Consider the following 12,811-nt stretch of genomic DNA (forward strand, 5'->3'; position numbering starts at 1 on the left):
CACCGCCACCGGCGGCGCCGCCGGCGCTGGCGGGGCCGGCACCGGCACCACCGATGGCGGGGCTGGCGGGGCTGGCGGCGGTGCCAACATCTTTGCTGGCGCAGGCAGCTCGGTTTCCGGCACCGACATCGCCACCGGCGGGGTGGGCGGGGCTGGCGGCACCAATGGCGGCACCGGCGGGACCGGCGGCTCTGTCAACCTCGAAGCCATCAACGGTGGCGTCGTCAGTGACGGCACCGTCACCGGCGGGGGCGGCGGGCTCGGCAGCAACGGCGGCACCGGCGGGGCCGGCGGCTCCGGCTTGGTTGAGGCCAGCGGCACGAATAGCACCGCTACCGGCACGGCCGCTGGCGGCGTCGGTGGCGCGGGTAGCGACGGCGGCACCGGCGGTGCCGGTGGTGCCGGTTCGATCAGCGCTACCAATGGCGGCGCGGCTACTGGTATCGCTTCTGGCACCGGCACCGGCGCAACTGGTGGTGCCGGCGGTGCTGGCACCTCCGGCGGTGCTGGCGGTGCTGGTGGTGCCGGCAGCATCACCGCTGATGCTCACGGCAGCGCTGCGATTGGTACGGCGACCGGTGGCGGTGGCGGGGCCGGTACGGGTGCGGGCAGCACCGGCGGCGCCGGGAACTATGCCACCGTTGAGGCCAGCGCCGGTGGCCGCGTGGCTAATGGCACCGCGACTGGCGGGGCCGGTGGCGCCGGTACCACCGGCGGCACTGGCGGGCTCGGCGGGTATGGCTATGTGGGTGCCAGCGGTTTGAGGAGCACGGCTGCGGGCACCGCGACCGGCGGGATCGGTGGTGCCGGCAGCGACGGCGGCACCGGTGGGCTCGGCGGAAATGCGGAGATTGAAGCTGGCTACTTCCCCGGCAATGTCGGGCAGTCCGCGTATGGCACCGCTCTCGGTGGGGCCGGCGGGGCGGGTGCGGGAGTCGGCGGCGCTGGTGGCGACGGCGGCCACGGCGTCGTGGAGGCCCTTGGTGATAACAGCATCGCTATTGGCGGGGCTACCGGTGGTGATGGCGGTGCCGGCAGCAACGGTGGCCACGGCGGTGCCGGCGGGTGGGCCGAGATTGACGGCGGTTACGGCAACCTTGGCGCCACGACCGGCCACGCTTCGGGAAGCGCGATCGGTGGGGCCGGCGGTGCGGGCTTTGACGGCCACACCGGCGGGGATGGCGGTGAGGCGGCGATCATCGCCCAGAACCCCACGGCTCCCGGCGACGTCCCGACCGCTAGCGGCACCGCCACCGGTGGGGCCGGCGGCGACAGCGGCACCGGGGCTTTGGGCGGCGACGGCGGTAGCAACGCCGCGCAGACGGGCACGCCTGCCGGCACGGCGGGTATGGCGTGGGTGCAGGCCCTGGGCGACGCGAACGTTTCGGGCAACGCGGTCGGCGGGGCCGCCGGTGCCGGTGGCGACGGTACCGTTGCCGGTGCTCCCGGGGGTGCCGGCGCCGCCGGCGGCTTCGGCTACGTCGATGCATCGACCGGCACCGTCGTCGCTAACGGTACTGGCGGCCACGGAGGGGCCGGTGGCGACGGTGGCGCATTTGGCGGTGCGTCAGGCGGCGTCGGCGGCCACGGTGGCGACGGCACCGGCACGGCCGTCGGTAGTGGTACCGGTGGCAATGGCGGGTCTGGCGGCGCTGGCAGCAGCACCGGCAGTGGCCACGGCGGAGCCGGTGGCATCGGCGGCAATGGCACCGGCGGCACCGCCGGCGACGGCACAGACGGCGACCCCGGCACTGGCAACACGAACGGAGCTGACGGAACCAACGGAGCCAACTTCCCGTGATAGTAGGCCGGTGACGGATATGGCAACCGCGGCCCGGTCGAAAGACCCGGCCGCGGTTGTCATTTGCACTACTGACCGCGCACGACTGAGCACACTGACGCGACGGACACCGTGCGCCCAGATCGAGCGCGAACGTGCCAGCTGGCCCAATCAGCCACCACAATGATCGGGGGCACTGAAGCCGCCCTCGTCTTCGAACCGACAAACCTCAGACGACCTGCAGCCCGTCGGGAATCCTCTCGGGATCGCGCCAGAAGGCATCGCGGACAAAGCGTTTGAACAGATCCGGCGGCAGCACCGTGTCGCGGGGCTCGGCCTTGACCGTGGGGCGCACGGTATGCAGGCCCGGCGTGCCGGCGCGCTCGTCGAACTCGCGTACGTCGTAATCGACGTGGCCGAAGTCGTGCTCGAACACCGGCTCACCGAGAAACGCGTAGATGGCCGCCATCGCCTTCGCCGGGTCGGTCGCCAGGGTTTCGTACTGCAGCAACAACAGCCGATCCCGTTGCGCGCCGTACGCCGCTTGCTTGAGGGCGTCGTAGGGACCGCCCACCATGCCGTCGGGCGCGATCACCTGCTGGGCGCGGGTATAGACCGTGCCTCCGGCGCTGTAGTTGAAAATCGACGACGGGCTAAAGACGTTGCGTTGGATCAACCGCTCCAGGCTGTCGACCACCCACTGCAGTTCACGCACGCAGGCAATCACCTTCGCGTCGGGGAACAGCCGCGCAATCGCCGGCATCCACGCGCACCAGCCGCGGTTGGTGTCGAAGACCACCTCCGCTGGGCTGTCGGCGTAGAAGTCGTCGAACAACCCGCGCAGGATGCGCTCGCGTTTGGCGTCGTCGATGAAGATCGAAAACTCGTTGCGCCCACTCATTTCGCCCAGCAGGGCCCCGAAGAGGCCGGCCAGCGGGCCCGACATCCCCGCCTGGAACCGCGGGTTTTGCCGTAGCAACGCGGCCAGCAGAGTCGAACCCGAACGCGGCAGACCCGAGATGAAGTGGATGGCTACGATGGCACCTCCGACCTACCGTCCGCGCCTGCCGAATTGGCGCTCTGACTTCGTCATATTAACCAATTGGCTGGTCCGGATGAGTGCGGCCGCCCGCCACGAGCTAAGCGCCGGAGCGACGGTGGCTTCCGGCATGCGGCGCACCTCCGTGCTTCAGGTGTACGAGCGCGAACACAAGTCCCGTTTGGCCGACGTTTGGCCGACGTTGCTGCGGCGCCGGCGGTGCGATCCCGCCGACGGGGAGCGCTTTGATGGCGCCCGAACCGCCGCCCGAGGGCAACTCGGCGGGAGCGCGCGCTTTACGTATTCTTCGAAATCACCTTGAGAACAGCCTTGATTCCTGATGGCTGCTCTGCGGAGAACCCGCGAAGCGGTACCTTCGGCGGGATGATCGTTACGGGGGCGTTTCTTGCCGAAGCGGCCTCGGTGGTCGACAACAAACTCAGCGTCGCGGGCGGTGTGCTGTCCCGATATGTGGTCGGGCCCGACCGGTCGGCCGAGTTTGTGCTCGTGGTGCTGATTCAGACGGAGACGGACGCTCCGGACCGGCGGGTCGATGTGGAGATCCGGCCCCCGACCGGCGATGACCCGCTGCACATCCGGTACGAAGTGCCCGAAGCCGCCGTCACGGCCGAAATCGGTTTCGCGTTCTTCCCGGTCTCGGCCAGGCTGCCGTTCGATGGCCGTTGGGTGATCGTGGTGACCGGCGGCCCGGGAACGGTCTTGCTGCCACTCATCGTCAGCGGCTGACAGGGCTGCGGGTCCGGTTCAGTCGTCGGCGGTTGATGAAGCCCCGGGGCCGCCAATACGACCGTACGGTGACGGGTCTTGGCGTGTCGCGGAAGCGCTATTGCCCGCGTGTCTACTCTAAGGTGATGACCTGCGAGGCGGCGATTCCTTCGACCAGTGGAGAAGAGCCACCGCGCATCGTGCGGATCCGCGATGCGGCGTTGACGCTTTTCGTCCGCCACGGCACCGAAGCCGTCTCACTGCGCACCATCGCCAAAGCCGCTGGGGTCTCGGTGGGGTTGGTTCAGCATCACTTCACCACCAAGGACAACCTGATCCGCACTGTCGACGACTATGTGATGACGGTGCTCACCGAGTCGCTGGCCGCGCCGTTGGCCTCGGCGCCAGGCGACCCCGTCGCCGACGCGGCAGACCGGGTGACCTCGCTGTTTTCCAACCACATCGAGGTCGTCGACTACTTGTGCCGGGCGCTGATCGATGGCGCCCCGATCGGGGTGCGCGTCTTTGACGGCCTGGTCGAGATCTGCACCGGCTACTGGGCTCAGATTCAACAACAAGGCCTGACCCAGCCCGGCCTGGACCCGGTCTGGATGGTGCTCAACCCGCTGACGCTGGTGCTCGGCATGTTCATGCTGAACTCGCATCTGAGCCGCCACCTGCCCGAAGCGCTGACCACCCCCGCGCAACTGCACCGATGGCGAAACGCCACCGAAGTCATCATCGCCTCCGGCCAACTACGACGGCCCGGCCCCGAACCCCACCGCGACTAGCACCCCCGCGTCGCACCAAAGCGTCCATAGGCGGCGGGATGGCGCCGACGGCGCGGTCGGTAGCGGCCAGAACGCCGGCCACGGTGGCCAGGGTGGCAATAGCAGGCGACGGCGGCGAAGGCGGCCCCGCGGGGCAGCGGCAGCAATGGCGCAATCGACGGCAGCGACGGCAGCAGCGGCATCTAGCAATTAGCCATAGCGGAACGTCGGCAGCTTTCCGCCGTGTTCAGCTTCGGTCAACGCCGGGCGGGGTTCCCGATCACCTCGACCGCGCTGCCATTCCAGTGGAACCGCACGTCGGTGTTGAGGCCGTTGAGGCCGCCGGGATAGGTCAATGCGACTGTGTCGCCGGTGGTTTGGGCCGCGTCGATCCCGTTGAACCCGTAGGTGTCGGGCACGCCCTGCGGGATGAACTGCCCGAGGTGAAATAGCACCGCCCGCGTGGTCGGATTCACCGCGTTCGTGTTGGCTTTGATGATCACCGCCGACAGCTGGGCGCACTCGTTGTAGTTGCCGGCCACCGGCTCGGGGTTCCAGGGCTGTTGACTGCGCGGGTCGCGGGGCAGCTCGGAGACCACCTTGGCGATGGTGGGCGCCGCGAGGTTGGTCGCGCACGGGTCGGCGGGCGGGGCGGCGACGCCGGACGTCGGGATGGGTGTGGCCGGCGCGGTGATCGACGCGGTCGACGTCGTGGTGGCCTGCGGCGTCTTGGCGACGGTGGAATCTCCCGAACCGCAACCGCTCAAAGCCAGGCAGGCCGACGCGAGAAGGGCGACGCCTGTCAGCGCGCGGCAGGGTAGCGAGCACACATCGCGCAACCGTACCGTCATCGTGCCCGCGGGTGTGGCAGGCGTGGCCGCGTCGTCGACATTGCGGTGGCGACGTTTACTCGGGTGGTCTTTGCAGTTGGCCGTCGGCGATGATTTGCTCGGTGGCATGTCGCCATCCCTCTAATTGGGTTGGGCTGGTGAGAGTTTCGGGCGAGTGCCGGTTCAGTTGCGAGCGGAGAATGAACACGCCCAGCACCAGGGGATTTGAGCGTCATCAAGATCGGGTCGAGGCCCGGTTTGGCCAGTGCTTGCTGTTGAAGCCGGTGCAGTGCCCGGCGGCGACCGCGGTCAGCGATGTCGTCAGCACCGCCGTCACATGGTCGTTTACGGCCTGGATGAAGTGCGCATTGGCTACGTGCCGCGGGCGGCAAACGCCTTCACCGCTGCGTCACGAGCCGGTCCACGCGTGACCGCCCGCCGGCGCTCTCGGCGTCAGACACGCCGGCCCCGACGGTGGGACGACACGCGCGTCGTGGCCATACGATCGTATTGGTGCGGGCGCTGGACAACGACTGACTGACTCTCAGCGCTCGTGGTGGGTGAGCCACGAACGCCAACGTGCGCAGTTGTACGCCTGATGCGGCGTGTCGCCGTACCGACACGCACGCTCGCGATCTCTTAGGTGCGTGGTGACGCGCAGCGCCGGGCGCGAACACGCCCTCGTTCGCCACTAGACTTTTTGCACGATGACCCTCTCCGACAGCCCGCCCGAGGCTGCCTCGCCCACGTTTGCCGACCTGGATATTCACCCTGCCGTCTTGCGGGCGACCGCGGACGTCGGCTACGAGTCTCCGACGGCCATCCAGGCCGCGACGATTCCGCCACTGATGGCCGGCTCCGACGTCGTCGGACTGGCCCAGACCGGTACCGGCAAAACGGCGGCGTTCGCGATCCCGATCCTGTCCAAGATCGACGCCAAGAGCACCGCGACCCAGGCGCTGGTGCTCGCGCCCACCCGCGAGCTGGCCCTGCAGGTGGCCGAGGCGTTCAGCCGCTACGGGGCCCATCTGCCCAAGATCAACGTGCTCCCGATCTACGGCGGATCGTCCTACACCGTGCAGCTGGCCGGGCTGCGGCGCGGCGCGCAGGTGGTGGTGGGCACCCCCGGCCGCGTCATCGACCACCTGGAGCGCGGGACGCTGGACCTGTCTCATATCGACTACCTGGTGCTCGACGAGGCCGACGAGATGCTCACCATGGGTTTCGCCGAGGACGTCGAGCGCATCCTGTCCGAAACCCCGGAATACAAGCAGGTCGCGCTGTTTTCCGCGACCATGCCGCCGGCGATCCGCAAGCTCACCACCAAGTACCTGCACGATCCGGTCGAAATCACCGCAAAAGCGAAAACCACCACCGCCGAGAACATTTCGCAGCGCTACATCCAGGTCGCCGGTCCCCGCAAGATGGACGCGCTCACCCGCCTCCTCGAGGTCGAACCGTTCGAGGCGATGATCGTCTTCGTCCGCACCAAACAGGCCACCGAGAAGGTCGCCGAAAAGCTCAGGGCCCGAGGGTTTTCCGCGGCCGCCATCAACGGCGACATCCCGCAGGCGCAACGCGAGCGGACCATCGCCGCCCTCAAACGCGGCGGCGCCAAGGGCATCGACATCCTGGTCGCCACCGACGTGGCCGCCAGAGGCCTTGACGTGGAGCGCATCTCGCACGTCCTCAACTACGACATCCCGCACGACACCGAGTCCTACGTCCACCGCATCGGGCGCACCGGCCGGGCCGGACGCTCGGGGGCCGCGGTGTTGTTCGTCTCCCCGCGGGAACGCCACCTGCTCAAGGCGATCGAAAAGGCCACGCGGCAGCCGCTCACCGAGGCCGAACTGCCCACCGTCGAGGACGTCAACGCCCAGCGCGTCGCCAAGTTCGCCGACTCCATCACCGATGCGCTCGGCAACCCCGCAATCGAGCTGTTCCGCAGGCTGGTCGAGGACTACGAACGCGAGCACAACGTCCCGATGGCCGACATCGCCGCGGCGTTGGCGGTGCAGTCCCGCGACGGCGAGGCGTTCCTGATGGCGCCCGAACCGCCACCCGAGCGGCGCGAACGTCGGGAACACCGCGAACGTTCCGAAAGGCCCCCAAGGGATTTCGCCACCTACCGGATCTCGGTGGGCAAACGGCACAAGATCGGCCCCGGCGCGATCGTCGGCGCCATCGCCAACGAGGGCGGGCTGCACCGCAGCGATTTCGGCCACATCGCCATCGGGCCCGACTTCTCACTGGTGGAACTGCCGGCCAAGCTGCCGAGGGCGACGCTGAAAAAGCTCGAGAGCACCCGCATCTCCGGTGTGTTGATCGACCTTCGGCCCGACCGCGGCCCCAGCCAGGCCAAGCCCCGCAGGAAACCCGCAGGATGACGCTGTCCGAGGAACAAGACGCCCAGGGCGGACTAGAGCAGACCGCCCACGTCGACCGCGTCGCGTCGCTGACCGGCATCCGCGCCGTCGCCGCGCTGCTCGTCGTCGGCACCCACGCGGCCTACACCACCGGCAAGTACGTGCATGGCTATTGGGGCCTCGTGGGCGCCCGGATGGAGATCGGCGTGCCGATCTTCTTCGTGCTGTCGGGCTTCCTGCTGTTTCGCCCCTGGGTGAAGTCGGCCGCCACCGGCGGCCCGCCACCGTCGGTGAGTCGCTATGCGCGACACCGGATTCGGCGCATCATGCCCGCCTACCTCGTCACCGTGCTGTTCGCCTACGTGCTGTACCACTTCCGCGAGGTGGGCCCCAATCCCGGGCACACGTGGCTGGGCCTGGTGCGCAACCTGACCCTGACCCAGATCTACTGCAACGGCTACCTCGGCAAGTACCTGCACCAGGGCCTGACCCAGATGTGGAGCCTCGCGGTGGAGGCCGCCTTTTATGTGTCGCTACCGCTGTTGGCCTACCTGCTGCTGGTGGTGATCAGCCGGCGGCAGTGGCAGCCCAAGCTCGTGCTCGCCGCCCTGGTGGCGATGACGCTGATCAGCCCGGCCTGGTTGGTCCTGGTGCACGCCGATCACTTCTTCCCCGACGGCGCCCGGCTTTGGCTGCCCACCTATCTGTGCTGGTTCCTGGGCGGCATGGCGCTGGCCGTGCTGCAGCAGATGGGGGTGCGCTGCTACGCGGCCATGGCGGTCCCGCTGGCGATCATCTGTTACTTCATCGTCTCCACGCCGATCGCCGGCGCACCAACGACGTCGCCGGCCACGGTGCGCGAGGCCGTGGTGAAGACGCTGTTCTATGCGGTCATCGCCGTGCTCGCGGTGGCGCCGCTGGGCCTCGGTGACCAGGGTTGGTACGCGGGGCTGCTGGCCAGCCGGCCGATGGTGTGGCTAGGGGAGATCTCTTACGAGATCTTCCTGATCCACCTGATCACGATGGAATTCGCGATGGTCTACGTGGTCCGCGCCCACGTCTACACCGGCTCGATGCTGTACCTGTTCGTCGCGACGCTGGTGATCACCATTCCGCTCGCGTGGCTCCTGCACCGTTTCACCCGCGTCAAGGACGGCTAGGTGTCGGGCGACGGGGATGGCAGGACGCCCATTCATTCCCGCCTGACACTGCTCGCGGTCTGTCTCGCGGTGTTCATGTTGCTGCTCGACATGACCATCGTTTCGGCCGCGCTCGCCAACATCCAGGCGTCCCTGGACGCCGAACTCAGCGGCCTGCAATGGGTGGTCGACGCTTACGCGCTGCCGATGGCGGGACTGCTGCTCACCGCCGCGACGCTGGGTGACCGACTCGGGCGGCGACGTCTCTACCTGGCCGGAATGACCGTGTTCACGCTGGCTTCCGCCGGCTGCGCGCTGGCCCGAAGCATCGAGATGCTCAACGTGTGCCGGGCGCTTCAAGGCACCGGCGGGGCGGTCCTGCTGGGCGTCTCGTTGCCGATGGTGGCTGCGGCGTTTCCCGAACGGCGGGGAAGAGGCGTTGCGATCGCGATCTACGGCGCCGTGATGGGCGCGGGCGCCGCCGTCGGGCCACTGCTCGGTGGGGCACTGGTCGGAGCCTTCGGCTGGGAGGCCATTTTCCTGATCAACGTGCCGATCGGGATAGCCGCCCTGGCGATCGCCGTACGGTTCGTCCCGGAAACCCGGGCCGCGACGGATCGTCCACTCGACTTGATCGGCACCGCGGTGTTGTCGGCCGCGCTCTTCGCGGGCGTGTACGCCTTGATCGAAGGCAATCACCGCGGTTGGACCAGCGGGCTGATCCTGACGCTGAGCGCGTTCTCCGTGTTGGGGCTGCTGGTATTCGGTTGGTGGGAGTCACGCGCCAGTGCGCCGATGCTCGACCTACGGGTGGTGCGTGGTCCGGGCTTTGCGGGGGTATCCCTCGCGGCGTTTGCCGCGGCCGGAACCCTGATCGCCTCGACCAATTACTTGGCGTTGTACTTCATGAACACGTTGGGATACAGCCCGTTTCAATCAGGCCTGCGAGCCCTTCCGCTGACCGTCGCCTGCGTGCTGGGCGCCCCGCTGGCGATGGCCGCGGCCCGGTATTTTCCGGCGTGGATGTCGATCCCGGGCGGTGTGGTGCTGATCGCGGTGGGGCTATGGCTGATGACCGGGGTCAGCGAGAACACGCAGTGGACCCATTTCATCGCGGGTTCCGTGGTGGCCGGGCTCGGTCTCGGTGGCCTGTTCGCGTTGACGTCCGACATCGCCCTGCAATTCGTGCCGGTCGCCGACGCCGGGATGGCGACCGGCACGGTGAGCACCGTTCGCCAGGTCGGCATCCTGGCCGGTGTCGCCGGCCTGGGGGCCTTGTTCGGTCGGCGGGCGTCCGACAGCGCCACGCACGAACTGGCTCATGTGAGCGTCCTCGGACCCGGGCCAGCGCATCGCCTCATAGACAGGGTGTCCGCGGGCGCCGGTCTGCGGGTGCTCGACTTCCTTCCGGCCGACTACCGTCCCGCGCTACCGGCGATCGCGCGTGCGGCCCGTCAGGCCAGCGCCGCCGGGATGCAGGCCGCCCTGGTGGCCGCGGCGATCGCCGCGACCGCCGCCGCGGTTGGGGCCGCGATCTTGATCGCGGTCGGCGCACGCCGGCCCAGCGAGCCTGAGCTGCCGTTTGCTGAAGGCATGTCCGTGTAACGTTCGAATGTATGTTGGGCGATGCGGTCCTCGTCCCGGCGACGGGTAACAACCGCTACAGCGTCATCATCTCGACCGACCCGGCAAACATCGAAGCAGCCCAGCGGTTGCGTTACCAGACGTTTGCCGAGGAAATGGGCGCTGCACTGCCGCGGGCGATCCGCGGACCGCTGACCGGGGACATGATCGACGTCGACCAGTTCGATCCGCACAGCGACCATCTGCTGGCCAGAGACGAGCCGAGCGGACAGATCGTCGGGTGCTACCGACTGCTGCCGCCCGACGGCGCCCGCGCCGCCGGCGGTCTCTTCGCCGACACCACGTTCGATATCGGTGGCCTGAACGAGTTGCGTCCTCAACTCGTCGAACTCGGCCGGGCGAGCGTGCACGTCGAGCACCGAAGCGGCGCGGTCATGGGTCTCTTGTGGGCGGGGATCCTTCGATATCAGGAAATCACCGGCTACCAGTGGGGGATTGGGTCGCTCTCGGTCCGGATGGAAGACGGCGGGCCGCGCGGCGCGCTGGTCCGAGGTGTGCGCGACGCGGCCCTCGGCAAGCATGCCGCCCCCGTCCAATACCGGGTGTTTCCGCGAAACCCCGTCAGGGTCAACGGGTTGAGCCTCTCCGAGCTACCCGATCCGGGACGGGTGCGTATCCCACCGATGGTGCAGGGGTCACTGCGGATCGGCGGGATGATCTGCGGGGAACCCTCCTACGATCCGGACTTCGACATGGCCGATTTCATCGTGCTGATCAATAGGGCCACGGTCCATGAGCGCTATCTGGAACGGTTGGCGAGCTCCTATGCCCATTCCTGAGAAGACCAGCCTGCTGGGGATCGGCTTCGGGCCGTCAAACCTCGCGCTGGCGATCGCCCTCGCCGAGCGAGGGTTGGCCGCCGTGTTCGTTGAGGAGCAGCCCAAGTTCGGATGGCACCTCGGGATGCTGCTGCCGGACGCGCGCATGCAAGTTCCGTTCCTCAAAGACCTGGTTACTCTGCGAAACATCAAGAGCGACTTCACGTTTCTGAACTACCTCAGCGAGCGCGGCCGGCTGGTCGAGTTCATCGGCCGGCACACATTGTTTCCCAGTCGAATGGAGTTTCACGACTATCTCGAATGGGCCGCGACCCGGGTTGCCGCCGACGTCCGCTACGACCACCGTGTCGTCGAGATATCCGCCGGTGACGCCGGGTTCGTGGTGCGGACGGAACCCGATGGCGTCATCCACGCCGCGACACTGGTTTTGGGAGCCGGCCTGCACCCCGTGCTGCCCGCGGGCGTCGTCGAAAGTCCCCGCCAGTGGCACAGCCACCGGCTGCTCGATAACCTGGGCGCGCTGAACCCCGCTGCCCCAAGGAGATTCGCCGTGGTGGGCGCGGGTCAAAGCGCGGCGGAGGTGGTCGCCCACCTCCATGAGACCTACCTGCAGTCCGAGGTGCATGCGATCTTCGCCCGGTACGGGTACAGCGGCGCCGATGACAACCCGTACGCGAACCGGATTTTCGAGCCGTCCGCCGTGGACGAGTTCTATCGGGCCGACGCGCAAGTGCGCCAACGACTACTCGACTATCACCGGTCGACCAACTATTCAGCGGTCGATCCGCAGTTGATCAACGAGCTTTATTCGCGCGAATACGCCGAGCTGGTGGTCGGGCGTCGTCGCCTATTCACGCACAATGCATGCGAAGTAGTTGGCGCGCAGGATTATCCGGATAAGGTGCGGCTGACGGTGGCTCACCTGACCGATCGCTCGCAGGCAACGCTGGACTGCGATGCGGTGATTTACGCGACGGGCTACGCACCGATGGACGTCCGGGGCCTCCTGGGTGACCTGGCCGACCGCTACGAATTCGACGCGCTGCGGCGGCCCGCCGTCACCCGGGACTATCGACTGGTACCGAAAGCGGAGACCCCGGGTGACATCTACCTCAACGGTGCCGTCGAGCACACGCACGGCCTGTCGTCGTCTTTGCTTTCCAACGTGGCGGTGCGCGCCGGAGAAATAGTTACGGCATTCGAGGCGCGCCGGCAGCGCAGGCCGCACGCCGCCTCCGCGTAGTGCCGCGGCGACCTATCTATCAATCGCGGACTGTCACGGGAAGTTAGCGCCGGCTGAGCCGTCCCCGCCGGCCGTGTCGCCGGTGCCGGGCTGGCCGCCGGTGCCGTTGCCAGCGACACCGCCGGTGCCGTCGCCGCCCGCGCCGCCGGTGCCGCCGTGGCCGGTGCCGGTGAGGCTGCCGGCGCCCCCGGCGCCGCCGTGGCCGCCGGTGCCGGAAACACCGCCGCTGTTGTAGCCGAAGCCGCCGTTGCCGCCGGCGCCGCCGTAGGCACCGCTGACGGTGCCGCCGGCCCCGCCGATCCCGCCGTAGCCGCCGGTCCCGTTGGCGGTGATGGTGCCCGACGATGCGGTGACCTGGCCGTAGCCTCCGGCGCCGCCGTCGCCGCCGGGCGCACCAGCAACGGTGCCAGCGCCGCCGGCCGCCTGGACGGTCGCGAAGCCTCCGGTGTTGCCAAGGCCGCCGCCGCCGGTGGCGGTGCCGCCGGCAGCGCC

At 68.5% G+C, this 12,811-nt stretch carries 9 protein-coding genes and 2 pseudogenes; 8 read left to right on the forward strand and 3 right to left on the reverse strand.

Features of this window, described 5'->3' with window-relative positions:
• Window positions 1–1,801, forward strand: a pseudogene (locus tag A5764_RS29745) (PE family protein); the annotation flags it as partial.
• A gap of 208 nt (window positions 1,802–2,009) precedes the next feature.
• Here A5764_RS29745 and A5764_RS23700 read toward each other — a convergent pair.
• A complete protein-coding gene (locus A5764_RS23700) occupies window positions 2,010–2,819 on the reverse strand; it encodes a sulfotransferase (protein ID WP_067118119.1) in 810 nt (269 codons plus the stop codon).
• Between the two features lie 384 nt (window positions 2,820–3,203).
• Between A5764_RS23700 and A5764_RS23705 the strand changes: the two genes are divergently transcribed.
• Window positions 3,204–3,566 carry a hypothetical protein gene (locus A5764_RS23705; protein WP_067118122.1) on the forward strand — a complete coding sequence of 121 codons (363 nt, stop codon included), beginning with the start codon at window positions 3,204–3,206 and terminating at the stop codon, window positions 3,564–3,566.
• 125 nt (window positions 3,567–3,691) lie between these two features.
• Window positions 3,692–4,336 (forward strand): TetR/AcrR family transcriptional regulator, encoded by a 645-nt coding sequence (locus tag A5764_RS23710; protein ID WP_067118125.1) that lies wholly within the window; start codon window positions 3,692–3,694, stop codon window positions 4,334–4,336.
• A 236-nt stretch (window positions 4,337–4,572) separates the two neighbouring features.
• On the opposite strand, the gene A5764_RS23715 is transcribed toward A5764_RS23710, so the two are convergent.
• Window positions 4,573–5,154, reverse strand: a complete 582-nt coding sequence (locus tag A5764_RS23715) for an LppP/LprE family lipoprotein (RefSeq protein ID WP_067118140.1) — start codon at window positions 5,152–5,154, stop codon at window positions 4,573–4,575.
• 698 nt (window positions 5,155–5,852) lie between these two features.
• Between A5764_RS23715 and A5764_RS23720 the strand changes: the two genes are divergently transcribed.
• Genes A5764_RS23720 through A5764_RS23740 form a run of 5 tightly spaced genes read left to right on the forward strand, consistent with a single transcriptional unit; the run spans window position 5,853 to window position 12,319 of the window.
• Window positions 5,853–7,535, forward strand: coding sequence for a DEAD/DEAH box helicase (locus tag A5764_RS23720; RefSeq protein ID WP_067118128.1), 1,683 nt, complete (start codon window positions 5,853–5,855; stop codon window positions 7,533–7,535).
• The gene (locus A5764_RS23725) at window positions 7,532–8,674 is read left to right on the forward strand and encodes an acyltransferase (protein WP_067118130.1); all 1,143 of its coding nucleotides are present in this window, start codon (window positions 7,532–7,534) and stop codon (window positions 8,672–8,674) included. The genes A5764_RS23720 and A5764_RS23725 overlap by 4 nt, the downstream gene beginning before the upstream one ends.
• 42 nt (window positions 8,675–8,716) lie before the next feature.
• On the forward strand, window positions 8,717–10,258 hold the full coding sequence (locus A5764_RS23730) for a DHA2 family efflux MFS transporter permease subunit (RefSeq protein WP_082951870.1): 1,542 nt from the start codon (window positions 8,717–8,719) through the stop codon (window positions 10,256–10,258).
• Window positions 10,259–10,269: 11 nt separating this feature from the next.
• Entirely contained in the window at window positions 10,270–11,076 is an 807-nt protein-coding gene (locus A5764_RS23735) for a GNAT family N-acetyltransferase (RefSeq protein ID WP_067118133.1), read from the forward strand.
• Window positions 11,077–11,086: 10 nt separating this feature from the next.
• A complete protein-coding gene (locus A5764_RS23740; protein ID WP_082951871.1) occupies window positions 11,087–12,319 on the forward strand; it encodes a lysine N(6)-hydroxylase/L-ornithine N(5)-oxygenase family protein in 1,233 nt (410 codons plus the stop codon).
• Window positions 12,320–12,352: 33 nt separating this feature from the next.
• On the opposite strand, the pseudogene A5764_RS29000 reads toward A5764_RS23740, so the two are convergent.
• A pseudogene (locus tag A5764_RS29000) lies at window positions 12,353–12,811 on the reverse strand (hypothetical protein); the annotation flags it as partial.

Origin of the sequence: Mycobacterium sp. 852002-51057_SCH5723018 (genome assembly GCF_001667035.1) — a bacterium.
In the GTDB taxonomy this organism is placed as follows: Bacteria; Actinomycetota; Actinomycetes; order Mycobacteriales; family Mycobacteriaceae; genus Mycobacterium.

Coding starts and splice junctions, on each gene's coding strand:
- A5764_RS23705 (WP_067118122.1), top strand. CDS start 3,204: ATGATCGTTACGGGGGCGTTTCTTGCCGAAGCGGCCTCGGTGGTCGAC.
- A5764_RS23710 (WP_067118125.1), top strand. CDS start 3,692: ATGACCTGCGAGGCGGCGATTCCTTCGACCAGTGGAGAAGAGCCACCG.
- A5764_RS23720 (WP_067118128.1), top strand. CDS start 5,853: ATGACCCTCTCCGACAGCCCGCCCGAGGCTGCCTCGCCCACGTTTGCC.
- A5764_RS23725 (WP_067118130.1), top strand. CDS start 7,532: ATGACGCTGTCCGAGGAACAAGACGCCCAGGGCGGACTAGAGCAGACC.
- A5764_RS23735 (WP_067118133.1), top strand. CDS start 10,270: ATGTTGGGCGATGCGGTCCTCGTCCCGGCGACGGGTAACAACCGCTAC.